This is a genomic window from Streptomyces hygroscopicus subsp. hygroscopicus, from assembly GCF_001553455.1.
In the GTDB taxonomy this organism is placed as follows: domain Bacteria; phylum Actinomycetota; class Actinomycetes; order Streptomycetales; family Streptomycetaceae; genus Streptomyces; species Streptomyces hygroscopicus.
This window is the reverse complement of the sequence record NZ_BBOX01000293.1, coordinates 1-26788: the sequence shown is the minus strand read 5'-3', so window position 1 is coordinate 26788 and position 26788 is coordinate 1. Positions and strand designations below refer to the sequence as shown.

The window sequence follows — 26788 nt, the reverse complement described above, 5'->3', positions numbered from 1 at the left end:
CCCCCCCGCCCCGGTTCCGCCGCCGGAGCGGCGGGGTCAGGGCCGGGTCCGTGAGCCGTACCGAAAGCCTGGGGCACGCCGCTGACCTGCGGCGCGCCGGTCGCCTGAGACGCACTGGCGGTCTGAGGCGCACCGGGGGTCTGAGGCGCACGGGGAGTCTGAGACCCACCGGCGGTCTGAGGCTCTTCGGCAGCCTGGAAGGTACGGACGGCTCGAGGTGCACCGGTGCCCTCAGGCGTACTGACGTGCGCATCGTGACGCGTACTGGCGTGGGTACCGACATGGGTACCGACATGCGTACTGACCGGCGTACTGGCGTGCGTATCGGCGGCCCGGGGCGTTTCCGAGCCCCGGGACGTCTCCCGGGCCCGGGACGGCCCGCCGGTCGGGGGCTGCGCCACGGTGTCTACTCCCCGGGCTTGATCAGGTACCCGGCGCCACGCCGCGTGTGGATCATCGGGCTGCGCCCCGCGTCGATCTTGCGCCGCAGATACGAGATGTAGAGCTCGACGACGTTCGCCTGGCCACCGAAGTCATAGCTCCAGACCCGGTCCAGGATCTGTGCCTTGCTGAGCACCCGGCGCGGATTGCGCATGAGATAGCGCAGCAGTTCGAACTCGGTCGCGGTGAGGTGGATCTCCTGGCCCCCGCGCGAGACCTCGTGGCTGTCCTCGTCCAGGATCAGATCACCGACGGCCAGCACCGACTCACTCCGTGCGGCCGCCGCCCCCGACCTGCGCAGCAGACCCCGCAGCCGGGCGACGACCTCCTCCAGGCTGAACGGCTTGGTGACGTAGTCGTCGCCGCCCGCCGTCAGCCCCGCGATCCGGTCCTCCACCGCGTCCCGCGCGGTCAGGAACAGCACCGGGACATCGGGCAGTTCGCGGCGCAGCCGCCCCAGCACCGTAAGCCCGTCCATATCGGGCAGCATGACGTCCAGGACCACCGCGTCCGGGCGCAGCTCGCGGGTGGTCCGGATCGCCTCGGCGCCGTCGCCCGCCGTGCGCACCTCCCATCCCTCGTAGCGGAGTGCCATCGACAGCAGGTCGGCCAGCGCCGACTCGTCGTCCACAACGAGCACCCGGACGGGACTCCCGTCCGGGCGCAGCAGCTCGGTACGCCCATGGGGCGAGGTCGACATCATGCTCCTCACCTTCCGGGCAGGCTCTGAGAGGCCCCTTTCGGCGGTCTGTGAATTACCTGAGAATCCTGTGGGAAGCCCGGAAACCGTCTGGTGGCCCCCGGGAAACCGGCCGGTACGCGGGCGCCGGACCACGGCAAAACCGGCCAGTGCGCCGGAGCGACAGGCGCGACACGGAGCGACGAGAGCGACAGCCGCGGCACGGAGCGACGGAAGCGGGCAGCCGCGACGCGGAGCAACGCGAGCGACAGGCGCGACACGGAGCGACGGGAGCGGCACCGGCGACCCGGAACGACAGGAGCGGCAGCCGCGACACCGAGCGACGCGAGCGACAGCCGCGACACGGAATAAGCGGAAGGTCTCTCCGGCTTCCCCCTGTATGACTTCTCGTCCCGCACTTGGCAAGATCGGCGTCTGGACCGCGGCCCTGAAGGCGAACTCCGTACCATCAGAGCAGGTCAGCGAGGCGGCGGCGGAACTGGACGAGCTGGGGTATGGCACCATCTGGCTCGGCGGCAACCCCAGCCCTGATCAGGTCGGCCACCTTCTGGAAGCCACCTCACGGATCACCATCGCCACCGGCATCCTCAGCATCTGGGACCACGAGGCGGCCTACGTCGCCGAGCGGCACTCCGCGCTCAACGCGGCCCACGGCGGCCGCTTCCTCCTCGGCCTCGGCGTGAGCCACAGCGCGCTCGCCGGCGAGCGCTACCGGCGCCCGTACACGGCGATGAAGGAGTACCTGACCGAGTTGGACTCGGCCCCGGCCCCGGTCCCGGCCGCCCAGCGTGTCCTGGCCGCCCTCGGTCCCAAGATGCTGGAGTTGTCGCGTGACCGCGCGGCCGGTGCGCACCCGTACCTCGTCACCCCGGAGCACACCGCCAAGGCCCGCGACATCCTGGGGAAGGAAGCCGTACTCGCGCCGGAGCTGAAGGTCGTCCTCGACACGGACCCGGAGCGCGCCCGCGCCACCGCCCGCGGTTACCTCAGCCACTACCTGGCGCTGCCCAACTACACCAACAACTTCCTGCGGCTGGGCTTCGAGGACGAGGACTTCGTGGACGGTGGCAGCGACCGACTCATCTCGGCCATGTTCGCCCTTGGCGACGCGCAGACGATCCGGAGCCGCGTCGAGGAGTTCCTGGCCGCGGGCGCGGACCACGTGGCGCTCCAGGTGGTGACCAAGTCCCCGATGACCGACCTTCCGCGCGCACAGTGGCGCACCCTGGCCGAGGCGCTGCCGCTGGACAAGGGCTGACCGCTGGAACAAGCACCGGTGGACGGCCTCTGACCGCCGGGAAAGACCCGAGTCCCGTCTCTGCCGTCCGGTGCCGGAGCGGCGCCGGACGAGCCTCACGCCCCAAAGCCCCCACACCCCACAAGCCCTGACACCCCCACAAGCCCCCACGCCCCGAAACAGCCCCACACCCCAAAACCTCCAAACCACCAAAGCCCCCACACCCCAAAACAACCAACCCCACGCCCCGAACAGCCTCATATCCCGAACAGCCGCGCCGCGTTCCCGTAGCACACCGCGCGCAGCCACTCCTCGTCCTGGCCGATCCGCGTCAGGGCGTCCAGCGCATGCCGGTATCCGTACGGAATGTTGGGGAAGTCGCTCCCGAACAGCACCCGGTCCCCCAGCGCGGCCAGCCTGCCCCGCTCCGCCCGTGGAAACGGCCACTGGCTCTCGGTGAAGTCGGTGAAGGCCATCGTGGTGTCCAGGTGCACCCCCTCGTACCGCTCCGCCAACCCCAGGAAGTCCGCGTACTCCGGCAGCCCCATGTGCGCGACGATCAGGCGCAGCCGGGGATGACGGGCCAGTACCCGCCCCACCGGCTCCGGCCCGGTGTACGTGCCCGGCTCGGGTCCCGAGCCGCAGTGGATGACGACGGGCGTGCCGCTCTCGGCGAGCGTGCCCCACACCGGGTCGAGCAGCGGATCGCCCGGGTCGTACGCCCCCACCTGCACATGAGCCTTGAACACCCGCGCCCCGCCGTCGAGCGCGGCGCGTACGTACTCCGCCACCCCCGGCTCGGGGAAGAAGGTCGCGGTGTGCAGACAGTCGGGCGTACGGGCGGCGAACGCGGCCGACCAGTCGTTCAGCCAGCGCGCCATGTCCGGCTTGTGGGGATAGAGCATCGCCGTGAAGGCCCGCACCCCGAACGCCCGGAGTATCGCGAGCCGTTCGGTCTCCTCCTCGCGGTAGGTGATGTGCCAGCGGGGCTCGACGGCGTCGAAGTAGGCCCAGACCTTGTCCAGTACGCGCTGGGGCATGAAGTGGGTGTGCACATCGATGAGTCCGGGCAGCCCGAGTTCCTGCCAGAACCGCTGCACCGACACCACGGCGGGATCGTTCATGCGGCCACGGTAGTTGCCCCCGGCACATTGCTACAGCCTCGTCTCAGGCTGGCCCTGAGTTGATCACAGCCGCGACCAGTGGTTTTGTCACGGCCATGATGATTCACACAGCAAGACCACGACACCGGGAACCGACCCGGTGAACCGACGTCCAGGCACCGCCGTACCCGTCTGAGGCGACCACCGCCCTGACGACACCGCCACCGACCACCACCACGGGGGACGCCCATGCCCACCTACCGGCCGCGCACCGCCCGGTCCGGAACCGCCCTCCTCTGCGCTCTCGGCGTCGCACTCCTCGGCCTGGCGACCACAGGCTGCGAGGACGACACCGCCGCGTCCGGCAGACGGCAGTCCGCGACCCGCGCCGATGTGGCGGCCGACCGCGACGGCGGCAGGACGCTGCCGCTCGGCGAACCCACGTCGATCACCTACAAGCGCGGCTCGGACCATGTGCGCGGCGCCCTGCGGGTCACGGCGGTGAGCGTGCGCAAGGGGACCCATGCCGAACTGCGGAAGGCAGGTGTGACACCGTCCGACGTGCGGACGACCCAGCCGTACTACGTCACCATGGCCTTCGAGAACCTCGGCGGGAACTCCCTCCACTACCCCTTCCTCAACACCCCCACCGGCCTGGTGGACACCAGCGGTGGGGACGACCAGCCGCTCATCACCGGCGACACCGAGGTGGCGGCGTGCCCGGGGAAGGACCCGGACGACTTCGCGGTGGGGGCGAAGGTGTCCCTGTGCAAGGTGTTCCTGGTGCCCCACGGCGTGCGGCCGTCGGTGGTGACGTACAGCACGGGCGATGACACCAAGCGGCCGGTGAGCTGGAAGGTCACCCGCTGACGAGGGGAGAGACGGCCGGAGACGGCGGGGGCGACCGAGGACGGCCGGGGACAGCCAGGGACAGCCGGGGACAGCGGGCCCCAGGGAACGCACAACCAGCGGTCCGGCCGAGGGAACGACCGGCAGAACGCCCGAACGACCAACGACCGAGGGCCCGGCACTGGAGAAGTGCCGGGCCCTCGATATCTGAGTAGCGGGGACAGGATTTGAACCTGCGACCTCTGGGTTATGAGCCCAGCGAGCTACCGAGCTGCTCCACCCCGCGTCGGTAGTCGCAACTCTACGTCGTTCTTCCCGCTAAGGGAAATCCACTGTCGCTTTGCGATGCCCCGGCCCCGTCCCCACTGCGAGTGGATCTTTCTCGCGCCTCCGTCAGCTCGTCCGGCCATGGCGAGCGTCAGCACCACTCACCAGCACAAACGACACCGCTCAACGCCTACCGCCCGTGCGCGCCCGCACAACCCGCGCCGTGCACACCACGCACCAGACGCGCACCCGGCACCCGGCACCCGGCACCCGGCACCCGCCCCACGAACCCCGACTTCGTGGCTTCTTGTGCCGGCCGCTCACCGCCTGGCATCCTCTGGCCCGCACCTCACGCCCGCTGGAGGTCATTCGTGGGTGACACCGACGCGTTGTACGTGCGGTTTCAGGGGACCGTCCGAAGCCCACGAGGCCACTTCCCCGGCGTCTTCGCACTGGCCAACGGCCTGGCACGCGCGGGTGAGCTGAGTGACGAGGAACACCGGTTCTGGCGGGCGGGCAACGACTGGTACAACGTCAACGTCGCCGACCCCTCCACCATCGATCCCTCGGTCTACGACCCCGAAGCGAACCCGGGGGCCGTGGCATGGTTCAAGGCCACATCCCTGGATCTCATCGGCCGGGTGGACGGCTATCTGACGATCCTGGCCGCGCATGGAGTGGCCTGCGAGCGGATCGAATCCTCGAACCCAGGAAAGATCATCTACGAGGACCCCGACCAGGTGGTCGTCACTCCCTGGGGGAACGCCGGCGCAGGGCCGCCCAAGTGCGCGGACACCGGCCACTGCCCACCGGCCCAGAGGTAAGTTCCTGCGGCATCCGCCCGGCCCAGCGCCAAGGCCGCCGCGGTGCCCGATCCTCGTCCGGGGCGTGACGGCCACGCGGCGCTCCGCCTTCGACCGGTCAGGCGATGCCCTGCGCCCCGGCAAGGCCCGGACGCAGCCGCATGAACGTCAGAAGAAGCCCCTTCCAATCACCCAACGGCTCGAATGCCCGTCAGCCAGCCAGCGCCATACGGCTGAACCGGACCCGACACTAGGCCCGTCACCCCAGCGGTGAGCGGGCGAGGTGAATAACTAGGTTTCCCAACAACCGTATGAGTCACCCACGCCCTCACAGTGTGGCCTCGACACGTGCCCGGCACGCCGGGGTCGCACGGAGGTCGCGACAGCCCCCGCACGCACGTGGGGGCTGTCTCGGGTGCCGCCGTCACCAGGCGGCCGAACGGGTCGGCTCACCGACCCGTTCGGAGGTTCGATGCACGTATCCGGTGCCTTGCGTTCGATCCTTGCCGTCGCCTCAGTGGGAGCGGCGTTGCTGGCCTCGCCGGCGTGGTCCGCCATGCCCGCCGCCGGAGCGGTGCTCAAGACGGTCGACCACTCGCAGGCCACTCGGTCCCCTGACTCCGGCCCGGCGGTGCACCATGACACCTCGCCACCGCTGCGTGAGCTGTCGCAACGTTCCGGACAGCTCCGGCGCGCTTCCGACCCCACGCCCCCCAGCAAGGGGCCGCACCCGCCCTCCACCAAGGCCGCCGGTCCCGACCGGGTGGTGCAGGACCGCAACGGCAGCCGCGGGCGGATCCGGCTGGGCGTCAGTTTCGAGGGCATCCGGGAAGGCGGGGGTACCCCTCCTGACCCCAACGCCTCGGTAGGGTCCCGCCAGATCGTAGAGATCACGAACTTCAAACTCGCGGTGTACTCCAAGTCCGGTGCCACGCTTCTGGGGCCGCTGACGACCGAAACCCTGTTCCGCGGGTTCGGCGGACCGTGCGAGACCGCTCAGAACGCCTTCCTCGGGGACCCCGAAGTCCGCTGGGACTCGCTGGCCCACCGCTGGATCATCAACCAGTTCGCCCGCGACGACGTAACCAACACCAATCGACTGTGCGTGGGCGTCTCCCGCACCTCCGATGCCACCGGCGAGTACTACCGCTACGCCTTCGGGTATCAGAACCTCCCCGACCACCCGAAGTTCGCGGTGTGGCCGGGCGCCTACTACGTGACCGCCACCGCCGCCGGGTCGCTCTTCGAGGCGTGCGCCTGGGACCGGCACAGGATGCTGCGCGGAGCCGACGCCGACCAGCAGTGCTACACCCTCCCGGCATCGACCATCCCGCTCGGCTCGGACCTCGACGGCACGGCCCCGCCCCCGCGAGGCGAGCCCAACCTGCTGATCAACCTCGGCCCCACCGACGACAGGCTGCAGTACTGGCGGTTCCACGTCGACTGGACACACCAGGCCCGCACCACGCTCACGGGCCCGGAGGAGCTGAGGGTGGCCCCCTACACCCGGGCCTGCGAGAGCACCGATCCCACCCAGTGCGTTCCCCAGGCCGGCACCACCCAGAAACTGGACTCGCTCTCCTACTCGCCCATGTACCGGTTCGCCTACCGCAACTTCGGCGACCACCAGTCCCTGGTCGTCAACCACGCGGTCGATGCCCGCGGCGGCGTGGGCGTGCGCTGGTACGAACTGCGGCTGCACCACGGCCGGCCGGTCGTCCACCAGCAGAGCACCTACGCTCCAGGGCCCACGTACCGGTGGATGGGCTCCGCAGCCCAGAACAAGGTGGGCGACATCGCCCTGGGATACTCGCAGTCGTCGTCCCGGACCCACCCCTCGATCCGCATCACCGGACGCCTGGCGCACGACCCGCGGAACCTGATGACGTTCCACGAAACCACCGTGTGGACCGGCGCAGGCTCCCAGACCGGGAGCAACCGCTGGGGTGACTACACCTCCATGGCGATCGACCCGGTGGACGACTGTACGTTCTGGTACACCAACCAGTACCAACCGGCCGATGGCACCGGAAACTGGAACACCCGCATCGCCTCCTTCCGGCTCTCCGACTGCCACGTCCACCGTCACCACCATGGCCACAGCCGCCAGCACGGCCACCACCGTCACGGGTGACACCCCCGGTGGACGGCGCACCCCCCGTCCACCCCGGACCCGTCCCGCGGACCGGGAACTGCGGCAGGACCGCCGCAGTCCCCGGCCCGCGGCGTCTTCGCTCAGCGCGGCGGTCCCGGCCCACCGCAAGGCCCGCCGAGCGTACGGGAACCGGGTCAGCGACCTCGACCAGCAACCAAGACCACCGCATGGCCCCTTCACGCCTCCCCGGACACCTTCTTCTCCGGTTTGAGTATGCGTACTCAGGTATGCGAGGGCTGTGGTGTGCAAGGTGAGGCCATGTCGAGCCGCAGGCTATGCCGTTGGATAAAGGGCGGTGCCGTCACGGCAGCCGCTGCCCATGCGACGTACTGGATCTGGGAGTCCGCCAAGGAGTGGGAGTCAGAAGCGGAACAGGCCAATCCGGACGGAGGCATCGGTGCAGGGTTCATCGAGGGCGCCCTCGCCACATTCGCCTGGCTGACACTGGTTCCGCTGCTGCTGTGGGCAGGAATGCGGCTGCTGCGGGAGCGGGACAACCACCTGCTGGTGACCATGGGGTCGGCGGCGTGGATCGTCCTCGGGACTCAGGTGACCAAAGGCGACGTCAGCAGGGTGGAAACGGAGTTGTTCCTTTTCGCGTTCGCTCTGCTCGGCGGCTTCCTGGCGCTGTACCGCCCCGTCCCACCGGAAGAGTGACGGCCCAAACGAGGGAGACGGCGGTGAGGGCTCCGGCGGACTCTCTGCGGCGGTCTGAGAGAGCCGCGCAGCGGTTGCCGTCACCGTTGCGGCTTGATCGATGGCCCTCGGACTGGCAACGGTCCGGGTGCCTCTGCCCGCTCGGGAGGCGGCGGCCGTCCGGGATGCTGGAGACCACGAGCGAGAGGGGCGGCGTCAATGGAGTGGAAGGCGCACGGCGAACGGCAGATCTACACCAACCCATGGGTGAACCTGTGCCTTGTCGATGTCGAGCAGCCGGACGGACGGCGCTGGGAACATCACGTCGTGCGGCTGCGGCATCTCGCGGTGGCGGCCGTGGTCAGTGATCAACGGGAAATCCTGATGATGTGGCGGCATCGCTTCATCACGGACGCGTGGGCCTGGGAACTGCCCATGGGGTTGATAGAGGCCGGCGAGCCCCCCGAAGCAGCCGCAGCCCGTGAAGTGGAAGAAGAGACAGGCTGGCGGCCTGGCCCCATGAAGCCGTTGATCTACGCCGAGCCCGCGAACGGGATCACCGACTCGCAGCACTACGTCTTCAGAGCGGACGGTGCCACCCACATCGGTCCCCCAACAGAGAAGAACGAGTCGGACCGCATCGAATGGATTCCGCTGGACCGGGTGCGGGGCATGATCGACCGCCGGGAGGTCGTCAGCAGCGGCTCACTCGTCGGCCTCCTGTACGTCCTCATGGATGAGGCGATCCGCTGACGATCAGCTCAGCATGGCCCGCAGCCGCGCGGTGGGCCTTCTGTCAGCCCAGGTAAGGGTGCTGGCGGTGCTCCAGAAAGTGTTGGAGGCAGGTGCGGATCAGCTGGCGGACGTGGCGGTGCACGCGCAGGTCCGCGATGGGCTCGGACTGCCCGGTGCCGTCGCACTGGTCGCACAGGTCCCTGAAGCCGTCCGGACCGCGCTGGTAGCCGCGTCCGACGCAGTGGGAACAGCGCGGGAGTGATCCACCGTGTCGGAGTCCTCGGCGCTCTTGGTGGCGTACTTGGCGACGTAGGCCGCGACATTCTGGTCGGTCAGTTCGCCGTCTCCCAGGGCTGCGATTTCGCGGATGTCGATCTGATCGCCCCGGGCGATTTCGCGTTCGCCGATGGCGTCGGAGGCCATGGTGAGCACGGCCCGTTTACGCGCTTTCTTGATCGCGTGGGTGAGGGCAGGCGGGTGGAGGTTCGTTGCTGCCTTCGGGGCCGTCGAGGCGGATCACGGCGTGGAAGTGGACTTGGCCGCGACGCTGGTACTCGGCGACCTTGGCGAAGGAGACGCGCACGGCCGCGTTCAGCGCCTTCTGGGTGATGCCGAGGTGCGCGGCCAGCTCCCGGCGCAGGTAGGTGGTGAAGCGGACCCACAGGGCTCCGGCGTGCGCGTTCCACAGCACGCTCTGCGTGACGGCGACGGCCCGGACGACGATGACGGCGCGGGCGGCACCCTGGTCACCGTCTGATCGGAGCGCCCGGCGGTTGCCGTCAACGACCGCCGTCAATAGCCAACGCAAGAGGCCCCTTCCATCTCTGGAAGGGGCCTCTGAGCTGCTGCGCGCTCGGCAGGATTCGAACCTGCAACCTCTTGATCCGTAGGTTCGGGCAACGTGCTGGTGTGGGCCTCGGCGGCGGTCCGGTCTGGTGCTCGTGGTAGCCCGTTGGCCGTCGTCGTGTCCCGTCGTTGCTGTCAGCGTTGCTGTCATACAGAACGTGAGGCCCGGAGGACTTGCCCGCCAGGCCACGGAGTGGCCTACAGCGCTTCCTCACCGCCCCTCCGAATTATCTTCTCCTCAATGGTGCGCAAAGAAGCAATATGCGCTTTCTGCTTTTCAAATAGCGCCTGCATTGATCTGTCTTGATGAGCTCTCTTCTGCTCAAGCCTGGCGGCCTCTTCCGCCAATTCCAACAATTGCCCCCGCGCGACAACGCGCTCAGCCTTCAATTTACCCGAGGAAGCAACATGGGCAAGCTCTCGCTGCCTACGCATAAGCCACTCACTTTCATGCAACAAGAAAGCCCTCTCTTCCTCACCTGCCCCAATCTCGCGCGAAATCCTCACACCTTCCTCTGCCAGCGTATTACGTTGATTAATTAATTGAGTCGTCCGCTCCTCATGTTCTTGCACATGCTTAGCCTGGTCAATTGTCTCTTGACTGACGGAAACCATCAGCACTGCACCGACCCTAGAAAGGAGCTCAGGAAGGGTGACATGGTGATATTCAACACCTGCCACCTGCCGCATTTCCTCAATCAACTCCGGGCGAGGGCCAATAACCAGGCCGCACTGATACCGCATCCAATCTTCTTTCGTATCCGAAGAAACAAACAAGATAGGCCTTTTCTCCACCTTGGCATAGTCGAGAATTTCAAGCCAGATAAGACAGTCCCCGACCCCATCATCTCCTCGTTTTTTGTAGTCCTTATAGCCCGGCGGAACCTCTTGGGACCCACGATGAACGGCCAGCGCTTTGCGCCTTTCAATTTCTTCGAGATTTACCTTGTCTCCCACCCGACCATCCAGGAGGGCTGACAGTCGCTCCAGAATTGGATCACTTGACGCCAGTTGCCCAGCACTCAAATCAAACGACTTCACGTCCACCTCCACTCGTCGCGATATTTCCGATGTGAGCTCCTGGAGCGGCCGCATATAATCGGCCACCTGGCGCCCCGAGAGAGACCTTAGCTTCGCGAAATCGCGCAACTTATTTTCCAGCTCATTCACCGCACCCTCGACTGCCTGTGACTTCTCGGTCAGGGCATTCATGTGTGAATCAAGGGCCGACAACCTGTTCTTATGGAACTCATCTAAAACTTGCCGCGGCACCCAAATTCTTGGAGCTAGATTCTGTAAGACATTTAGATACTCACCTCGCGCCACGGAGTCCATGCGATACAGGCCCAAGAGCGCATTAGTATCAAGGATGATCGAACTAGACGAAATCGCATCTTCAACCGAACTAGCCGAGCGTCGCCAGTACCCCTCATACCCATCGACGAAAGACCCTCGCAGATTGTCACTCATTTGTATCCTTTCATGTATAGAAGGAGTTGCAGATGAACATCAATTCACTACAACCCGAAAAGCCCACCTAAAACTCATCCCAGATAGGGCTGCTCTCGAAGCTCCAAAAAATGCCGGATCCGTAGTAGTTGTGTGTGATGTATGGGAAGCTTCTCCAATTCCTCTTGCGACACGAATCGCAGCTCCGTGGACTCGTCCGAGATGGCAAGTTCGCCGCCGACCACTCTGGCCGTAAAGCAGACGTTGAACTGTCGGCGCACTTCGCCATCCGTGTACGCGATGACGTGGCGCGGGTCGGTGTAGGTGCCGACGAGACCTGTGATCTCGACGTCCAGCCCGGTCTCTTCCTTGACCTCGCGGACGGCCGTCCCCGGCAGGGAGTCGGTCATCTCCATGCCTCCGCCGGGGAGTGCCCAGAGGTCGTTGTCCCGGCGACGCTGGAGCAGGATGCGGCCTTCCTCGTCGGTGACGACGGCGGACGCGGCGACCACCATGCTGTTCGGCTCGGGTGCGTTCGGGTCGTCGTAGTACTCGGTTCGTGCCACGTCAGTCTTCCTCTACGGGTGTCGCTGTCGCCCACACCGCATCGAAGCTGGCGGCGTAGGTGTCGAACATGCCGCCTACCCCATTTCGCCGCAGATGCCACACCGGTGCAGCAAAGGCGTTCACGCCCCACACGTGGGCGTTCACCATCACCTGGTCGTCAGCCCGGTAGAGCGAGTTGTAGAGCGTCGTGCCATGGGTGCTCACCTCGATGCCCTCCGTCCCGATGAGGGAGCGGTAGTGCATGAGGGCGAGTCGGCAGCGGGATTCGATCCCATGCCCGAACTTCTCTTCCTCGCCGCGCAGTCGGACGTTCTCGCTGTCGGGGTCACCGATGGCGATACGGACCGCGCAGCCTTCGGCGGCTCGCTCCTGCAAGAGGTCGTTGAGCCGGGGGTACGCCTCGTGCAGAAAGACAGCCGCGTACACCAGGACGTCGATTCGCTCACGGGCCTGGACCAGCATGTCCACGAACGCGGACACCGGGATGTCCGCCCGCTGGTCGTAGAGCGCGACGAGTTCGGGGCTCACCGCGCGGGCGGGGCGCGACTGCCGGAGCGATGGCCATAGTGCGTGCACGTCTTCTCCCAGGGTTTCAGCCGCCTTCATAGCTGTGGCGCGGCGCGGCGTACGCCCGAGGTTCACCCATCGCTCAACGGACTTGGGGTCCACTTCGACCTTCTCCGCGAGGTTGGCGTACGTCCAGCAGCCAGCCGCCATGGCGGCGCGTAGCCTTTCGTTCGGCATCCGAGTCTCTCTCTCCATCCGGGGACGGCACTAGGGACGTTTTACCCGACGTGGGACGTCCCCAAGTGGGATTTGGCGGTGGTTCCTACGTCCTGGTGAACGGCCAGAGGATGCGTCTCATGGGCACCGACAAGACTCTTCGAGCAGACGTGGACGTCGACGAGATCAAGGCGGCGATCGTCCGCGCCCTGGTGAAGCGAACGGCACTGCCTCCGTACGAGGAACTGCGAGATCTGTACAACGCACTGGTGGAGCACATCCAGACACTGATGCCGCTGGCAGAGAAGCAGATCGCCCGTCTGAACCGGGGCACCGTGGTCTGGTACGAGAAGCAGAGCAGGTTGAAGACCATCCCGCACGAGCTGGCTCAGGGCCTCGGCTCCGGCTTGCAGTCCGCTGACTGGCACGTACGGAGCCTGGGCTACACGTTGCAGTTCCTGCTCGACAACGCCGGACTCGCCCAGGAGCGCGACCGGTGACCTAATGACCGGGCGGGAGCTGCTGCCCATGGGGAAGGACCCGCAGCTCCCGCCCCCAGCCCCCGGGCGTGGTGACTGTGCGGCGGACGTCGTCCCGTTCGCCATTCCACAGATGTCACCCATCGCACCCAGGGGCGGCGGCGGACACTGCACCGTCCGCTGCCAGCGGTCCGGCTCCCCGCTCGCTCCAACCCGTTCCGCGGGAAGGGAGCCGGGCCGCGCACAACAACCGCATAAGCAATACCGGACCACCCCTCAAAACCCTGGCAGGCCAAGGGGTGGCCCGGTCGGAAGTCCCTGATCAGGACCCCGGTGCCGATGGTACCGGGGTGGTTGTCGTGCTCGCTTCGGCACTGCCTCGTCCCATACCAGTCCAGGTGAAGGAAGACGTGATGACAAGTGCGAGGCATACACGGCGAGGTGGGTTCGACGCTGGCGATGAGCGATGCGTTGACGACACGCTGCCCAGCCACGGCGATACGGGCACCGACGCGGAGCGACCACGACGGGCTGAACCACCGCGCGGCAGCAGCTGCTCCCCGCCCGCCACATCCGGGGCAGCACGTCTGCTCACGCGGCCGCATCCGTGACGGCGGCAGTACGGCGGCCGGCCACATCGAGCCGGGCGACGACCCACGCGCCTCATGCCCGGGCTCCCCTCCCCCGCTGCTGGCCGTTCCTACGCGCACAACAGCGAGGGCCGCAGTCGGCGGACGGCTGGCCATGTAAGCCGCCTCGCGTAGTCGCCCTTCGACGGCTGGCCGGTTGGGCGCGTGGTCCTGGTCGTGCTGCTGCCTCTGGGTGTCCGCTGCGATCGGCGGGGCGTGCGGGGTCGGCTGTTTCCGGTGCTGGCTGTGTCTGGTGGGTCGCTGAGTCGGGGTGGCGCGCTGAGTGGCACGGGGGCGCCGCTGAGCGGGGCGGCAGACAGGAGCGGGCGGCGGCCACGGGCCGCCAGCGCGCTCGGCCCGCGCAAGCGGGCCGCCTTGATCCAGTAAAGAAACTCTGAACAGCTCGGGCAAGGAAGGCCAGGAAGGATCGTAATGCGGGGTGCGCGCAGCCAACGCGCAGCAAACAAGGGGGAACTGGTGCTGACCGAGCAGGAACGGGCACTGCTGGCAGAGATCACGGCTATGGCTGAGCGTCTACGCGGGGAGTTGGAGGACGTACGCGCCGAGGTAGCTCAGATCAAGGAAGGGCCGTCTACTGGGCCTACCGCGACTTGAGTTCGGCGACTTCCTGCTTGAGGTTCTGGACCTCCGCGTTCAAGGTGCGGAGCTGCTCCCGGACCTCTAGGAGTGCTTGGGTGAGGGTCCCGGCGGCTTCCCCGCTGGCCGGGCCCGTTTCCGCCTCGGAGGTCGTCCGGGGCCTCTCGATGCGCTTGGGCTCGATCAGTTCGCCTTCGGGGCCAATGACGTCGGCGACGTAGCTGCCACGCCCCTGCACTGTGTAGATCAAGCCCTCTTCGCGGAGCACGCGCAGTGCGCTGCGGGCGGTCATATTGGCAATGCCGAACCGCTCTTGCAGCTCGCGGTGCGAGGGGAGCTGCTCCCCCGGCTTGATCTTGCCCGCCTTGATGTCGCTCCGGATGGCCTCGGCTGCCTGCTGGTACGGCGGGCGGGCGTCGTGCGTCGGCGGCGTCATGGACCCAGGGTAGCCGTGTTAGCCCACCTAACACACCCAGACCTTTGAAGTCAGACTCCTAGCTCACTTGACCTAGCTAGCCTAGCTATCCCATAGTTGGTGGCCCGGTCGCAGAAGCGGCTGGCAACGAAAGGGCGCAAAAGGCATGGCTATGACCCGTATCCGCGTGGGGCTGCTGCCCTCGACGATGTTCATCGCTGGCATCGCACCGGTGCCGAAGATCAAGGACCCGGAGTCCGGGACCCTCGCCACCGACCGCGACACCGGCGAGTTCCTGCACACCCTGACCGTCTTCCTCATGGAGGAGGGCCGCGCCGAGCAGATGAAGCTCACCGTGCCGGAGAGCGGTCTGCCGGACGGTCTCCAGCCGGGCACCCCGGTGCGGGTGACGGACCTGTTCGCCACCCCGTGGGCGCGCGTCTTCAACGGCCAGCTGTCCGAGGGCGTGGCCTACCGGGCGGCGAAGGTGGAGCTTGCGGCGGTGGCCCAGTGACGAGCGCAGACGGACGGTCCTACCCGGTCGCCCCGGAGAGCGGGGATACCGATTCGCGGTTCACCTACGGCTTGGCGCTGGACGTGGCCGAGGTGATCGAGGCGCACGGCTACCCCAAGGTCGAATTCGGCCATGACCTGCTGGAACTCCGGATTTCCCTCTACCGATTCCTCTACAAGGACGCGCTGTGACCATTCAGGAAGTCTTTGGGTCTGCCCCGGCTCTGGCCGGGGCAGCCCTGGCCCTGACCCTCGCATGGGCCCTGTGGTGGCTGGTGCGCTACATCCGCGCCGACACGATGACCCGGGCCAGCATCCGGCAGGCCATACGCGTGCGCCGTGGCTGGCGTCGGCTGGCGCCGATGGCCGGGCTGTCGGTGACCGACAAGACGCCCCCGGCCGTGATCGTGGCGCCGGACGGGAAGGTGCCCAAGCCCAAGATCCTCATCCCGAAGATCAAGGTCACCGCCGACCGCTACGGGGTCCTGGTCCGGGCGGTGTGCCTGCCCAAGGTCAGCCTGGCGGAGTTCCAACGGGCGGCCCCGTACCTGGCCGACGCCTGGCGCTGCGCTCGGGTCTCCGTCCTGCCGGACACCCCGGGGCAGCTCGTGATCCGTGGGGTGCGAGTTGATCCGCTGGTCGTGCCGACCGAGCACACCCCTGCCGGTGAGGTGCCGGAGGAACTGACGGTATGGCGCCTGGGGTTGGACGAGTACGCGCAGCCGGTGAGCGTGAGCCTGTCGGACGTGCCCGGGGTCACCGTGGCCGGGCTGCCCGGCTTCGGCAAGACGTCCCTGGTCAACCGGTTCCTGTGCGACACCGCGCCGTCGGCGGCGATTCAGTACGCGGTGGCCGACGGGAAGGTGACCTCATCGGATGAGGGCGACTACGCAGACCTGGCACAGCGGGCGTTCGCGTTCGTCGGCGATGACCTCGCAGAGGCGAACACACTGTTCAAGCGGCTGGTCACGCTGCGGCGGGACCGCTCGGCGTCCATCCGTGCCCTGTTGGGCGTGAAGAACATGTGGCACGTCGGACCCTCGGAGGCTTGGCCGTTGACCGTGCTCATCGTTGATGAGGCACACACCTACTTCCGCGACTACAAGGGGTCGGACCCGCAGACCAAGAAGCTCGCTGCTCTGGCGGCCGAGAATGCGCGGTTGGTTGAGGACCTGGTGAAGAAGGGTCGGAGCGTCGGCATTCTGGTGATCATTGCGACGCAGAAGGCGACCGGGGATGCCATCCCCACCTTCATCCGGGACGTGTGCCCGGTCGGCTTGTCCTTCGCGCAGAAGACCGCTGAGGCCGCCGTGGTCGCCTTGGGCGAGGATATCCGCAACTGGCCGGACGTCAACCCAACTGCCCTCCAGGACCCCGCCTACGTCGGCGTGGCCTCCATGGCTCACCAAGGGCGACCCGGCTTCACCCGCATCCGCACCCCGTACGTGGCCGACGACGACGCGGCCCGCATCGCCACCGACACCGCCCACCTGACCCGCGACCCCGCCGACCTCCTCGCAGACCAACTGACCAGCGGCCCCGGGGCACCGGTCCTACTCACCAAGTGACGTTCCTTGACCAGCCGACACCCGGAAGGAGGTGAACCCTCATGTCTGAGGACCGGATCACTCAGCGCACCGTGACCGTGGTCATGGGCATCATCGCGGCCCTGGCCTTCGTCTTCTCCTTCGGCAACGTCTGGGCCCTGGCCCTACGCCTCGGCGTCCCGGCATCCATCGCGCCACTGATCGCGCCCATGGTCGACCTGTCTGTCGTCGGCCTCTTGGTGGCCCTGCGCTACCTGTCCCTGCACGGCGTCCCCGCCGAGCACATCAAGGCCGCGACCCGGCTGATGCACCTGTCTGGGCTGCTGACCCTGGCCCTCAACATCGCCGAACCCATCGTCGCCGAGCACTACGGTCGCGCTGCCGTGGACGCGGTCGCCCCGCTCCTCCTCCTGGGCTGGGGAGCCGTCGGCCCACAACTCCTGCGCCACTTCCACACCGTGGCCCACACCGCCCCGGCTCCGGCCGAGCCTGACGCTCCGGCTGAGGAGCAATCGGCCCCCGCACCGGTGGCGCGCCCGGTCACGCCCAAGCCGGAGACCTCCCCGGCGGTCACGGTGCCCGCGCCGCTGCTGAAGGCGGCCCGCACCATCGCCGACACCTACCAGACGGAACACGGCGAGCCCATCACTGCCGCCCAGCTCCGGACCCGTCTCGGCGTCGCGCTGCCGCTGGCCACCGCCGCACACGCCCAGCTCTCCGCCTGATCCCCCCGCCGGCCGTTCCGGCATCCCAGACCCCTCAGCCCCCACCGGGCTCGGTCCGTCATGCCCCGAGCAGCACCCGCAGCCTTGGCGCAGTGCTGCCCGGGGCCCTCTTCCCTGAAAGGACGCGTCACCCGTGAAAGCCCCCTTGGACCTGCGCCACGTGGCGAGCCTGGCCCTGCGGGACCTCGTCCACCTCGCCCACCACCCCGACTTCGACCGCGTCCACGACCAGATCCACCAAATCCGCGGCTGCACCCGGCCCGTGCAGCTCGTCGGTTCCACCGAGACCCGGGACGCGGCGACGGACACCGTGCTCCGCTCGTACAGCACCGCCAACGAGCCCACCGGGCGCTTGCTGACCGCTTGCGGCAATCGCCGTTCCTCCCGCTGCCCGTCGTGCTCGCGCCTGTACGCCGCTGACACCTACCACCTGATCCGGGCCGGGCTCTCCGGCGGCAAGGACGTCCCGGAGACCGTTCGCAGTCATCCTCGGCTGTTCGTCACTCTCACCGCGCCGTCGTTCGGGCCGGTCCACAACCGGATCACCACCGACGCGGGCGAGACCCTGGCCTGCCGCTGCGGCGAACGCCACCCCGCCGACGACCCGGTGTTGGGCACGCCGTTGTCCCCGGCCACCTACGACTACGCCGGAGCCGTGCTGTGGAACGCCCACGCCGGAGCCCTGTGGGCCCGCTTCACCACCTACCTGCGCCGCGAGCTGGCCGCGCACCTCGGCATCACCCAGAAGGCGCTGAACGCCTCTGTGCGCGTCTCCTTCGCCAAGGTCGCCGAGTACCAGCGGCGCGGCCTGGTCCACTTCCACGCCGTGATCCGCCTCGACGGCCCCGAAGGCAGCAATGAGTCTCCACCTGCGTGGGCCACCCCGGACGCCCTCACCCACGCGATCAAGAAGGCGCGTGAACGGGCCGTGCTCACCGTGGCCTCCGACGCCATCGGCGAACGCGAAATCGCCTGGGGCGATCAGATCGACATCCGGAAGATCGCGGCCCTCGGGGACGGCGAGCTGACCGATCAGAAGGTAGCTGCCTACGTCGCGAAGTACGCGACGAAGAGCGCCGAGGACTCCGGCACGGTGGATCGCTCCCTGCGCTGTGCCCACTGCGCCGGACGCGGCTACCAGCGCGGCCCGGACGGCTTCCGGGACCTGTGCGACCAGTGCGACGGCACCGGCCAGTCCGAACCCATCGCGGACCTCCGCGTACACAGCCACGTCCGCCAGATGATCCGCACCGCATGGGACCTCGGCCACCTGCCGGAATTCGCCGAACTCAAGCTCTGGAAGTGGGCCCACATGCTCGGCTTCCGAGGCCACTTCTCCAGCAAATCCCGCCGCTACTCCACCACCCTCGGCGCACTGCGCGACGTCCGCCGCACCTGGCGCACCGAGCAAGCCCGCGCCGCAGACGACCGGACCGGGCTGGACGAGGAAACCACCCTCGTCGTCTCCCACTGGCAATACCTGGCCTCCGGATACAGCCCCGGCGAAGAACTCCTCGCCGCCCAGGTACGCCACAACCTCACCCAAGCACGCGACGAAGCCGACCGCCGCAAGACCGAAGGAGACCCGTGGCTGTGACCCCTGGGCTGCTCAACGTGGACCAGGTCGCCGCCCGGCTCCAGGTGAGCCGCTGGACGGTCTACAACCTCATCCGTTCCCGCGAACTGGCCTCCCTGACCATCGGCCGCTGCCGACGCATCACCGAAACCGCACTGCACGACTACATCACCCGCCAGACCGAAGGAGAGGCCGCCTGATGGCCAAGAGGAACGCGAACGGCGAAGGCTCGATCTGGCAGCGGAAAGATGGCCGGTGGGTCGGCTCGGCCTTCGTCCTCACGGCTGATGGGACGTACAAGCGGCGGGACGTCTACGGCAAGTCGTGGGATGACGTGCACGAGAAGCTGACCCGTCTCAAGGCTGACTCGCAGAAGGGCGTCCCTGTCGTCACAAGCAAGCTGAGCCTGGGGGAGTACCTGGCGTACTGGCTGGCCAACGTCGCGCGCATCAAGGTCCGCCCGGCCACGTACGCGGCCTATGACTCCCTCGTGCGGAACTACCTCGCACCGGGCCTCGGGAAGAAGAAGCTGGCGCGACTCACCGCACGGGACATCCGGACCTTCCTCGCCACCACCGCCCGCACCTGCCAGTGCTGCGCCCAGGGGAAGGACAAGGCGCGGCCGGAGCGGAAACGGCGCTGCTGCGCGCTGGGCCAGTGCTGCAAGTCGTACCCGTCCGACCGGACCGTGCGATTTCTCCTGGTGCTGCTGCGGGCCGCGCTGCAACACGCCGTACGCGAGGACGAGCTACCGCGCAACGTGGCGAAGAACGTGGAGCTGAGCATGGGCACCAAGCGAGAGATAGAGCCGCTGACCGTGAAGGAAGGCCGTCAGTTCCTGGTGGCGGCCCGTGGCAACCGGCTCTGGGCGGCGTACGAGCTGGCCGTACGGATCGGCCTGCGGCGCGGGGAAGTCCTCGGCCTCCGCTGGAAGGACGTGGACCTGACGGACGGCACGATCACCATCCGGCAGACCCTCCAGCGCGTTGGCGGGGAACTGCTGATAGCCGCCCCGAAGACCCAGCGGTCGGCCCGCCGGGTCGCACTGCCCGCTGAGTGTGTGACGGCGCTCCGGGCTCGTCGCGCCCAGCAGCACGGGGACCGGCTTGCGGCGGGGAAGAAGTGGAAGGACAACGGCAGCGATCTCGTCTTCACCACGAAGAACGGAACACCCATCGAGCCGCGCAACCTGAACCGGTCCTTCACCCTCCTGTGCGACAAGGCAGGGGTCCGGCGGGTCCGCTTCCATGACCTCCGGCACACCTGCGCGTCCCTGCTCCACGAGCAGGGAGCAGATGCCCGGATGATCATGGAAGTCCTGGGCACAGCTCGATCCGCGTGACGATGGACATCTACACCTTCGTCCGGTTGGACTCGCAGCGCTCCGCCTTCGACCGCGTCGGTGACGCCTTGCGTGACAGCAACGAGGGTGACGGCGACGACGGATTGGGCGGAGTTCCGGCAGCAGTCTGAGAGAGCCGCGCGGCGGTTGCTGTCACCGTTGCTGTCATCGCATACGCAAGAGGCCCCTTCCATCTCTGGAAGGGGCCTCTGAGCTGCTGCGCGCTCGGCAGGATTCGAACCTGCAACCTCTTGATCCGTAGTCAAGTGCTCTATCCGTTAAGCTACGAGCGCTTGGCTTCCCGGCGGTTTTTCTTGCCGGTCGGCGTTGCGGGGACAACATTACATGACCTGCGCCGTCAGGCGAAATCCGTTTCCCCCACCCCCGCTGACCTGCGAAAACTCCATTTTCAGGAGGCGGTGGGGCAGCCGCCCCAAGATGCCCGGGAGCGGGCCTCCGTATCGTGAAATGCTTGAGGGACGCGGGCGGGCGATACAGACGGCCACCAGAGAGTCACACTGCGTCGTCTCGGTGGCGGGCTCGGCGTCGCCTGTCCCACATCGCCCGGCGGCGGGTGCCCGGAGTGACCAAGAATGGCCGAGGAGGAGCGGCTGAAGATCGGAGCGGCCGGCGTGACGCGAGCGGGGGCGGTCGGCGGGTCGCGGCCAGTTCCATGATCTTTGCCGACGCGGCACCGCACGGCAGCGATAGCGACCCCCGAAACACCTCAGGGAGCCCGCGTCCACGGTGCGAGCTCCTTGATCGCATACGTGATCGTTTCCCATGACGCCCGTGCCATAGCGGCCAAGGTTCTCAACGACACACTTGTTGGTGCGCAGGCCCGCGTATTCCTCCATGGCGTGATCGAAGGCGGCCACAGCGCCCGCCTGGTGCTGCGCCCGAACGAAGAACTCTGGTTCACATCGATGGAGTCACCATCCGCACGACGGCCCCGGGGCGCGGTTTTCCGTGCGCGCCCCGAGGCCGTCCATTGCTTGTTTCCGGCCGTCCCTCAGCCGCACGGGAAGCGGAAACCAGCAACCGGCTTCGCCTACTCGGCACGCTGCCGCTCACGCCGGACCGCGGACCGCTGCCCATTGGCGACGCCTTCCGAGATGCGATCCCGGGCCACAGGCCGGGGCGCGCATCCCTGGCAGACGTAGCGCGTCCGTCCGGGGCCGGTCGGGCTGGGCCTCCGTCCTCCCGTCCGGATTTCCCAGCTCCAAGGCCGTGCCCCCCGAGGCTGTGACGTACTTCCGGCGCCGGCTCGATGACCTCTGGCGAGCCGACGCGGCGCAGAGTCCGCGCCGGCTGGTCCCGACCGCGACGGCGCAATTCCAGATCGTCGCGCACCTGGCGTCCAACAGCCACGGCGACCTCCGTAGGCGGTTATGGCAGACAGCGGCGGCTTTCACCGGACTGATCACCTGGCTCTGCCAGGACGCCGGTCAGCTCGATCAGGCATCAGCCTGGGGCACCCGCACACTGGAGCTGGCCCACCGCGCTCACGACAAACAGCTCGTGGCCCATGCGCTGACCAACCGCGCCATGGTGGACATGGACCTCGGCGACGGCCCCACAACCGTCGAGATGGCCAGTGCGGCCCTGGCCGATGAGAAGCGGCTGTGTGCCAAGGTCAAGGTCCAGGCACTTCAGCAGGCGGCACACGGACACGCCCTGGTCGGCGATCGCAGAGCCTGCGACCAGCTCCTCGACCGAGCCGGCCGGCTCATTGACCGGATCGATGACGATCACCCATGGGGCGTCGCGACCAGGACCCCGCTCTACCTGGAGATCCAGCGAGCCACCTGCTACAGCCGGATGCGTCTCGGCGCGGAAGCCGTTCGGCTGTGGGACCAGGTCATGCCCTCTGCGGAGTGGCGGAGCTCCGGTGTCTTCGCCGCCCGTCAGGCAGCGGCTCTGGCGGACAGCAGGCGTCCGGACGAGGCGGTCGCAGCCTTGGAGGCCGCGGTACACGTAGCGGAAAAGGTTGAGTCCGCACGGCTGCGCCAGGAATTGACGACTGCTTGGGAGCGCTTGGCGCCATGGCACCAGGCGTCGCACGGCCAAGAGGTGCGCGCGCTGTTCGACGGCATCGGGCTGCCGACCACTCCCTGAGGGTAGGGAGCACCACATGGCAGACCGAGACCCGCTGACAGCGGAGGAAGTCCGAACGAATCTGGAGCGTTGGGAAGGCTGGTCCGGAGACACGAGCCGGATCGGCAAGACCTACCAGCTCGACTACTACACCAGCATCAAGGTCATCAACGAGGTGGCCGAAGCAGCGCAGCGACTTCAGCATCACCCGGACATCGACATACGATGGCAACGCCTGCGCTTCAGCATCACCACGTACAGCGCTGGTGCAGTGGTCACACCGCTGGACTTCACACTCGTGGCGCAGATCGAACGCATAGCCTCCGCGCACGGGGCGAAGACCGCTCCCTGACAAGCCCTCCGGTTGGTCTGGCTTGGGGTGGGGACGGCCTCCTCGCCGGTGGGGGCGTTGGCAAAGCCCCGGCCAGTGGTTCCGAGATGTCTTCCCGCACGCGCGAGGGGGGCGGGAACCGGCTGCACTGGGATGAGGCGTACCAGGACTCGGGCCGCGTCTTCACCTACCAGGACGGGACCGCGCTGAAGCCACCGTACGTCTCGCAGTGCTGCAAGCTGCTGATCGAGCGGTACGGGAAGCTGCGGCAGCGACACGCCGAGGGCTGGACCGCCGAGTGGCCAAGCAGCACCGGACGACAGTGAAGGCGGAGTGGGTCGCGTTGACCATGCCGCTCCCGCCGGTCCACTTCCATGATCTTCGTGACGGTGCGGCGACGATGCTGATCGGGGCGGGGGTGGACGACAAGCTCATGAGCGAGGCCCTCGGTCCTGCCTCGGTGAGCTACACGAAGGGTGGGTACGCGGGCGTCGCCGAGGAGCTGGCTGAGGACGCTTGCCCTCAAGATCTCGGCGTTCATCCCCGGCCAGAAGCGATCCGCGGCGGTTGGTGCGAGCACTGTGCCATCGGGCCATGGACCATGATCGCGGAAAAACTCAGGGAGCCCGTGCCGTAGGCACAGACTCCCTGGTCAGAGAGCGGAGGCTGAGGGATTTGAACCCTCGATGGGCTTTAAGGCCCAAACCGCATTAGCAGTGCGGCGCCATAGACCAGACTAGGCGAAGCCTCCAACACACCGGTCGCTCGCGCGAGCGCGATGTGGTGTGTGCAGATGATGTCACAGCCCAGGGGGATGTCACCAATCGCGGCCTACGGTACTCGGCGGGCGGGGCCCATCGCAAAGCCCTTGTGCCGGAGCGCGTCCCCCCGGGGCGGAGCGCGTACGGCGGAGCACAGCCGAGCACGGCCCTTAAAGACGGCCCTCAAAGGCGGAGCACAGCCCTTGTGGCAGAGCGCGGAGCGCAGCCCTTACGGCGGAGCACAGCCCTTATGGCGGCGCAACGCGGGCGGCGGCGGCGCGTTAGACGGGGCAGGGGCAGCGCCGCCCCGCTCTGATCACACCAGGAGTGCCCGCATGCCCCTGCTGCACCGCCTCGCCGTCACCGCCGCCCTGACCACCGCAGCCAGCGTGGCCGCGCTGGCCCCTGCCGGGGCCACGCCGCTGCCGCTGCCCCTGCCGTTCGACGGGGAGAGCTCCGACCGGCTCGTGATCGCCGTGAGTGAGACCGGTGACCCCGACGAGGCCGCGACCTTCGTGCTGTCCTGCCACCCGACCGGCGGTACGCACCCCCGGGCCCGGGCGGCGTGTGCGCAGCTGGACTCGGAGACCAGGTGGGGCCGGGATCCGTTCGCGCCGGTGCCGCCCGGGGCGATGTGCACCGGGCAGTACGGCGGGCCGGCCACGGCGCGGGTGACGGGGCGCTGGGCGGGGCGTCCCGTCAACGCGTGGTTCGACCGCACCAACGGGTGTGAAATCGCCCGTTGGAACCGGTTCTCCGTCGTTTTGCGGACGCCTGGGGGCTGACCTGGGGATTGGGCCGGGAGTGGGCGGAGGAGAGCCCGGGGGAGTTTGTCCGGGGGTGCGTCGAGACGTGTACGTAGTGCTGCGACCTCCCTCTCATCCGCCGTCGCGCCTGGCTCCCGTGCCCGTAGACTCCCCTAGAGACACTCCGCAGACGGGGCGGCAGAATGACCGCGAGTGTCGGCAAGGTGCGGTAGTCAGGGAGGAAGCGTCGTCGTGAGCAGCAGGCCATCCCGAGGCGCTGCTCGCCTCGCGGCGATACTCGACGCCCTCCCGGACGCGCTGTTGCTGGTCAACTGCAACGGCACGATCGTCAACGCCAACCACATCGCGCTGGAGTCCTTCGAGGCTCCGGGCACCGCCCTGGTCGGTCGTGGTCTGCTCGATCTGCTCCCCTCCTTCGATCCCAATCGCATTCCCGGGTCGATGCGGCGCCCCGACACGGCACAGCGGAACGCCAGCAAGCCGACCCGGATGATGGCCCGGCGCACCGACGGGGCGCAGTTTCCCGTCGAGGTGACCAGCGCGAATCTGGAGGACGGCCGGACCCCCTACGCCGATCAGTACAGCTACACCGGCGATGAGCTGCTGATGCTCATCGTGCGCGACCTGACCGGGACGCTCGACACCGAGGCCGAACTCGCCCGTCAGCAGCGCCAGACCGAGATGATCCTGCGCGCGGCGGCGGAGGGCGTGGTCGGCGTGGACACCGAGGGCAAGGTGGTCCTCGTCAACCCGTCCGCTGCGCAGATCCTCGGCTACCGGGCCAGCGACATGGGCGGTCAGGAGCTTCACTCTCTTGTACACCACTCGCGCCCGGACGGTTCCCCTTTCCCGTATGAGGAATCGCCTCTCGCCGACACCCTCCGCTCCGGCCGCAAGCACCGGGTGCGCGGCCAGGTGCTGTGGGCGAAGGACGGAAGCCAGGTACCGGTCGATCTGACGACCGCGCCCGTCCGCGACGGCGACCAACTCGTGGGCGCGGTGCTGACCTTCACCGACCGGCGTCCCGAGCAGGCCATGGTGGCCAAGCACGCCGAGGAGGTCGAGAGCCTCACCACCCGGCACACGGAGAAGGTGGAGAGCCTCACCACCCAGCACGCCGAGGAGCTGGAGGAGCTCACCGCCCGGCACGCGGAGGCGCTGGAGGAGCTGCGGACGCGGCTCGCCGAGGAGCGCGAGCGGTACGCCGCCCGGCTGGAGTCCGTCACCGCGCGGAACAACCAGCTGCTCGCCGTGCTGGACCAGTCGCTGCGCGGGCCGCTGCTGGAGCTGCGAAGTGAGCTCGGGGTGCTCGCCGACGACCCGGCCGGGCAGCTGTGGCCCGAGGCCAACCAGATCCTGCACCACCTCGCCGCCGGGTACACCCGGATGACCACGCTCGTCGACAACGTCCTGAGCTATCAGCGGCTCGACGCGAGCGGCGAGGAGCTGGCCCGCCGCACGGTCTCCATGGACGAGGTCGTATCGGCCGCCGTCGAGGGCGCCGTCGAGCTGATCGGCCCGGGGCGCGCGCAGTTCGCCGTGCACGCCCCGCCGATCGACGCCGAGGTGGACGCGGAGCGGCTCTCCCAGGCGCTCGCCCATCTGATCGCGGACGTGGCCGGGGTGGATTCCACCGGCAACGCCGCCTCGGGCCCGGGCGGCGCGGCGAGCGACTCGACGATCGTGGTCGCGGCGGCGCAGCGCGGCGATGTCGTACGGATCGAGGTCCGCGGCCCGTACGCGGGCGGCGACCCGGTGCACGAGCCGATCGTGCGCGGGATCGTGCGCCGGCACGGGGGCGTACTGCAGACCCATGAGATGCCGGGCATGGGCGGCCACGCCTATGTCCTGGAGGTGCCGATCTCGGCGGCGGTCGCCGCCGAGCAGGAGCACATGGACGGCGACACCGCCGGGCAGGGCGACGGTACGCAGGGGCACGGCACCTCCGGCACGGGCACCGGAACGGGCACCGACACGGGTACGGGCGCCGGTACCGGCGCGGGCACGGGTACCGCGGGCGGCAACGCGACCGGCCAGACGCCGACCGGCCAGACGCCGACCGGCCAGGCACCCACCGGCCAGACGCCGACCGGGCGCCGCGCCCGGCGCGCGGCGCCCCCCGGCGGCACGCCGGGCGACACCAGCGGCGGCGGTACGCACGGGGGTGCCGCCGGACAGGACGCCGACGCCACCCAGGGCGGCGGCGCGCAGCAGAGCGCCGGCGCGCAGGCGCAAGGCACCGGCACACAGGGCGGTACGCCTCCGCCCAGCCTCCGTAAGGTCGGCCCGCGCACCGCCGCCCCGCGCACGGCCGGTCCCCATACGGTCGGTCCCCGTACGGTCGGCCCGCCTACGGCCGCCGTCCAGCAGAACGCCCCGGGCGAGCCCACCGCGCTGCCCGCGGTCGTCGGCGAGGACGCCCCGGGCCAGGCCCAGGGCGTGGCCGGGCCCGCGAACCCCCCGCGGCCCACCGGGCGGCGCAGGGCGCGTCCCCATCC

The 26788-nt window shown here is 68.4% G+C and carries 25 protein-coding genes, 3 tRNA genes and 2 pseudogenes; 20 read left to right on the top strand and 10 right to left on the bottom strand.

Translation table 11 applies throughout. The features are described 5' to 3' along the window. Positions 1–406 precede the first annotated feature (406 nt). Positions 407–1144, bottom strand: coding sequence for a response regulator transcription factor (locus AXW62_RS27515; RefSeq protein ID WP_030829992.1), 738 nt, complete (start codon positions 1142–1144; stop codon positions 407–409). A gap of 376 nt (positions 1145–1520) precedes the next feature. On the opposite strand from AXW62_RS27515, the gene AXW62_RS27510 reads away from it, so the two are divergent. Beyond that, positions 1521–2399 (top strand): LLM class F420-dependent oxidoreductase, encoded by an 879-nt coding sequence (locus tag AXW62_RS27510; protein ID WP_060946886.1) that lies wholly within the window; start codon positions 1521–1523, stop codon positions 2397–2399. 236 nt (positions 2400–2635) lie between these two features. On the opposite strand, the gene AXW62_RS27505 is transcribed toward AXW62_RS27510, so the two are convergent. Beyond that, positions 2636–3502, bottom strand: a complete 867-nt coding sequence (locus AXW62_RS27505; protein WP_060946885.1) for an amidohydrolase family protein — start codon at positions 3500–3502, stop codon at positions 2636–2638. A 228-nt stretch (positions 3503–3730) separates the two neighbouring features. Here AXW62_RS27505 and AXW62_RS27500 point away from each other — a divergent pair, with 228 nt between their 5' ends. After that, positions 3731–4351 (top strand): hypothetical protein, encoded by a 621-nt coding sequence (locus tag AXW62_RS27500; protein ID WP_060946884.1) that lies wholly within the window; start codon positions 3731–3733, stop codon positions 4349–4351. Positions 4352–4542: 191 nt separating this feature from the next. Here the strand turns inward: AXW62_RS27500 and AXW62_RS27495 are convergent. Continuing rightward, positions 4543–4616: transfer RNA gene (locus AXW62_RS27495), tRNA-Met, on the bottom strand. A 352-nt stretch (positions 4617–4968) separates the two neighbouring features. Between AXW62_RS27495 and AXW62_RS27490 the strand changes: the two genes are divergently transcribed. From AXW62_RS27490 to AXW62_RS27475, 4 genes are all read left to right on the top strand, one after another. Further along, positions 4969–5421 (top strand): hypothetical protein, encoded by a 453-nt coding sequence (locus tag AXW62_RS27490; protein ID WP_060946883.1) that lies wholly within the window; start codon positions 4969–4971, stop codon positions 5419–5421. 451 nt (positions 5422–5872) lie between these two features. Then, the gene (locus AXW62_RS27485) at positions 5873–7534 is read left to right on the top strand and encodes a hypothetical protein (protein ID WP_159060972.1); all 1662 of its coding nucleotides are present in this window, start codon (positions 5873–5875) and stop codon (positions 7532–7534) included. Positions 7535–7813: 279 nt separating this feature from the next. Beyond that, positions 7814–8212, top strand: a complete 399-nt coding sequence (locus AXW62_RS27480) for a hypothetical protein (RefSeq protein ID WP_060946881.1) — start codon at positions 7814–7816, stop codon at positions 8210–8212. Between the two features lie 198 nt (positions 8213–8410). Beyond that, positions 8411–8944 (top strand): NUDIX domain-containing protein, encoded by a 534-nt coding sequence (locus AXW62_RS27475; protein WP_060946880.1) that lies wholly within the window; start codon positions 8411–8413, stop codon positions 8942–8944. 99 nt (positions 8945–9043) lie between these two features. Here the strand turns inward: AXW62_RS27475 and AXW62_RS41500 are convergent. From AXW62_RS41500 to AXW62_RS27450, 4 genes and pseudogenes are all read right to left on the bottom strand, one after another. Then, positions 9044–9923 (bottom strand): annotated as a pseudogene (locus tag AXW62_RS41500) (replication initiator). A 47-nt stretch (positions 9924–9970) separates the two neighbouring features. Then, positions 9971–11242 (bottom strand): PIN domain-containing protein, encoded by a 1272-nt coding sequence (locus AXW62_RS44135; RefSeq protein WP_159060971.1) that lies wholly within the window; start codon positions 11240–11242, stop codon positions 9971–9973. Between the two features lie 74 nt (positions 11243–11316). After that, a complete protein-coding gene (locus AXW62_RS27455) occupies positions 11317–11787 on the bottom strand; it encodes an NUDIX domain-containing protein (RefSeq protein ID WP_060946876.1) in 471 nt (156 codons plus the stop codon). Between the two features lies 1 nt (position 11788). Next, a complete protein-coding gene (locus AXW62_RS27450) occupies positions 11789–12532 on the bottom strand; it encodes a helix-turn-helix transcriptional regulator (protein ID WP_060946875.1) in 744 nt (247 codons plus the stop codon). A 119-nt stretch (positions 12533–12651) separates the two neighbouring features. Here AXW62_RS27450 and AXW62_RS27445 point away from each other — a divergent pair, with 119 nt between their 5' ends. Then, a complete protein-coding gene (locus tag AXW62_RS27445) occupies positions 12652–13011 on the top strand; it encodes a DUF6415 family natural product biosynthesis protein (RefSeq protein WP_060946874.1) in 360 nt (119 codons plus the stop codon). A gap of 1209 nt (positions 13012–14220) precedes the next feature. Here AXW62_RS27445 and AXW62_RS39950 read toward each other — a convergent pair. Beyond that, positions 14221–14652 carry a GntR family transcriptional regulator gene (locus AXW62_RS39950; RefSeq protein ID WP_063817667.1) on the bottom strand — a complete coding sequence of 144 codons (432 nt, stop codon included), beginning with the start codon at positions 14650–14652 and terminating at the stop codon, positions 14221–14223. Positions 14653–14803: 151 nt separating this feature from the next. Here AXW62_RS39950 and AXW62_RS27435 point away from each other — a divergent pair, with 151 nt between their 5' ends. From AXW62_RS27435 to AXW62_RS27405, 7 genes and pseudogenes are all read left to right on the top strand, one after another. Then, positions 14804–15145: an SCO3933 family regulatory protein gene (locus AXW62_RS27435; protein ID WP_063817666.1), complete on the top strand. Its 342-nt coding sequence runs from the start codon at positions 14804–14806 to the stop codon at positions 15143–15145. Beyond that, positions 15142–15336: a hypothetical protein gene (locus tag AXW62_RS27430; RefSeq protein ID WP_060946872.1), complete on the top strand. Its 195-nt coding sequence runs from the start codon at positions 15142–15144 to the stop codon at positions 15334–15336. The genes AXW62_RS27435 and AXW62_RS27430 overlap by 4 nt, the downstream gene beginning before the upstream one ends. Next, the gene (locus AXW62_RS27425; protein ID WP_060946871.1) at positions 15333–16712 is read left to right on the top strand and encodes a cell division protein FtsK; all 1380 of its coding nucleotides are present in this window, start codon (positions 15333–15335) and stop codon (positions 16710–16712) included. Before AXW62_RS27430 ends, AXW62_RS27425 begins: the two co-directional genes overlap by 4 nt. A 41-nt stretch (positions 16713–16753) precedes the next feature. Beyond that, on the top strand, positions 16754–17416 hold the full coding sequence (locus tag AXW62_RS27420) for a DUF2637 domain-containing protein (RefSeq protein WP_060946870.1): 663 nt from the start codon (positions 16754–16756) through the stop codon (positions 17414–17416). 133 nt (positions 17417–17549) lie between these two features. Further along, positions 17550–19013 carry a replication initiator gene (locus AXW62_RS27415; RefSeq protein WP_060946869.1) on the top strand — a complete coding sequence of 488 codons (1464 nt, stop codon included), beginning with the start codon at positions 17550–17552 and terminating at the stop codon, positions 19011–19013. After that, positions 19004–19192: a helix-turn-helix domain-containing protein gene (locus AXW62_RS27410; protein ID WP_370682940.1), complete on the top strand. Its 189-nt coding sequence runs from the start codon at positions 19004–19006 to the stop codon at positions 19190–19192. Before AXW62_RS27415 ends, AXW62_RS27410 begins: the two co-directional genes overlap by 10 nt. Then, positions 19192–20465 (top strand): annotated as a pseudogene (locus AXW62_RS27405) (site-specific integrase). The gene AXW62_RS27410 and the pseudogene AXW62_RS27405 overlap by 1 nt, the downstream one beginning before the upstream one ends. 89 nt (positions 20466–20554) lie before the next feature. On the opposite strand, the gene AXW62_RS27400 reads toward AXW62_RS27405, so the two are convergent. Further along, positions 20555–20627 (bottom strand) — tRNA-Arg (locus AXW62_RS27400). Positions 20628–21303: 676 nt separating this feature from the next. Between AXW62_RS27400 and AXW62_RS27395 the strand changes: the two genes are divergently transcribed. The 4 genes from AXW62_RS27395 to AXW62_RS44620 all read left to right on the top strand — a co-directional run bounded on the left by AXW62_RS27395 (position 21304) and on the right by AXW62_RS44620 (position 23399). Then, positions 21304–22452, top strand: a complete 1149-nt coding sequence (locus AXW62_RS27395; protein WP_494485894.1) for an NsdA family TPR-like regulatory protein — start codon at positions 21304–21306, stop codon at positions 22450–22452. Between the two features lie 16 nt (positions 22453–22468). Next, positions 22469–22783 (top strand): 4a-hydroxytetrahydrobiopterin dehydratase, encoded by a 315-nt coding sequence (locus AXW62_RS27390; RefSeq protein WP_060946866.1) that lies wholly within the window; start codon positions 22469–22471, stop codon positions 22781–22783. An 86-nt stretch (positions 22784–22869) separates the two neighbouring features. Then, complete coding sequence (locus AXW62_RS44625; RefSeq protein WP_060946865.1) at positions 22870–23088, top strand: hypothetical protein; 219 nt, start codon at positions 22870–22872, stop codon at positions 23086–23088. Continuing rightward, positions 23061–23399, top strand: a complete 339-nt coding sequence (locus tag AXW62_RS44620) for a site-specific integrase (RefSeq protein WP_169808179.1) — start codon at positions 23061–23063, stop codon at positions 23397–23399. The genes AXW62_RS44625 and AXW62_RS44620 overlap by 28 nt, the downstream gene beginning before the upstream one ends. Before the next feature lie 23 nt (positions 23400–23422). Here the strand turns inward: AXW62_RS44620 and AXW62_RS27375 are convergent. Beyond that, a tRNA-Ser gene (locus AXW62_RS27375) sits at positions 23423–23513 on the bottom strand. A gap of 345 nt (positions 23514–23858) precedes the next feature. On the opposite strand from AXW62_RS27375, the gene AXW62_RS27370 reads away from it, so the two are divergent. Both AXW62_RS27370 and AXW62_RS27365 read left to right on the top strand, forming a co-directional pair. Next, the gene (locus tag AXW62_RS27370; protein WP_060946863.1) at positions 23859–24308 is read left to right on the top strand and encodes an SSI family serine proteinase inhibitor; all 450 of its coding nucleotides are present in this window, start codon (positions 23859–23861) and stop codon (positions 24306–24308) included. 213 nt (positions 24309–24521) lie between these two features. Further along, positions 24522–26788 (top strand): PAS domain-containing protein (locus tag AXW62_RS27365; RefSeq protein WP_159060969.1); only part of this gene is annotated, 2267 nt, incomplete at its 3' end.

Coding starts and splice junctions, on each gene's coding strand:
- AXW62_RS27515 (WP_030829992.1), bottom strand. CDS start 1,144: ATGATGTCGACCTCGCCCCATGGGCGTACCGAGCTGCTGCGCCCGGAC.
- AXW62_RS27510 (WP_060946886.1), top strand. CDS start 1,521: ATGACTTCTCGTCCCGCACTTGGCAAGATCGGCGTCTGGACCGCGGCC.
- AXW62_RS27505 (WP_060946885.1), bottom strand. CDS start 3,502: ATGAACGATCCCGCCGTGGTGTCGGTGCAGCGGTTCTGGCAGGAACTC.
- AXW62_RS27500 (WP_060946884.1), top strand. CDS start 3,731: ATGCCCACCTACCGGCCGCGCACCGCCCGGTCCGGAACCGCCCTCCTC.
- AXW62_RS27485 (WP_159060972.1), top strand. CDS start 5,873: ATGCACGTATCCGGTGCCTTGCGTTCGATCCTTGCCGTCGCCTCAGTG.
- AXW62_RS27480 (WP_060946881.1), top strand. CDS start 7,814: ATGTCGAGCCGCAGGCTATGCCGTTGGATAAAGGGCGGTGCCGTCACG.
- AXW62_RS27475 (WP_060946880.1), top strand. CDS start 8,411: ATGGAGTGGAAGGCGCACGGCGAACGGCAGATCTACACCAACCCATGG.
- AXW62_RS44135 (WP_159060971.1), bottom strand. CDS start 11,242: ATGAGTGACAATCTGCGAGGGTCTTTCGTCGATGGGTATGAGGGGTAC.
- AXW62_RS27450 (WP_060946875.1), bottom strand. CDS start 12,532: ATGCCGAACGAAAGGCTACGCGCCGCCATGGCGGCTGGCTGCTGGACG.
- AXW62_RS27445 (WP_060946874.1), top strand. CDS start 12,652: ATGGGCACCGACAAGACTCTTCGAGCAGACGTGGACGTCGACGAGATC.
- AXW62_RS39950 (WP_063817667.1), bottom strand. CDS start 14,652: ATGACGCCGCCGACGCACGACGCCCGCCCGCCGTACCAGCAGGCAGCC.
- AXW62_RS27435 (WP_063817666.1), top strand. CDS start 14,804: ATGACCCGTATCCGCGTGGGGCTGCTGCCCTCGACGATGTTCATCGCT.
- AXW62_RS27420 (WP_060946870.1), top strand. CDS start 16,754: ATGTCTGAGGACCGGATCACTCAGCGCACCGTGACCGTGGTCATGGGC.
- AXW62_RS27390 (WP_060946866.1), top strand. CDS start 22,469: ATGGCAGACCGAGACCCGCTGACAGCGGAGGAAGTCCGAACGAATCTG.
- AXW62_RS44625 (WP_060946865.1), top strand. CDS start 22,870: ATGTCTTCCCGCACGCGCGAGGGGGGCGGGAACCGGCTGCACTGGGAT.
- AXW62_RS27370 (WP_060946863.1), top strand. CDS start 23,859: ATGCCCCTGCTGCACCGCCTCGCCGTCACCGCCGCCCTGACCACCGCA.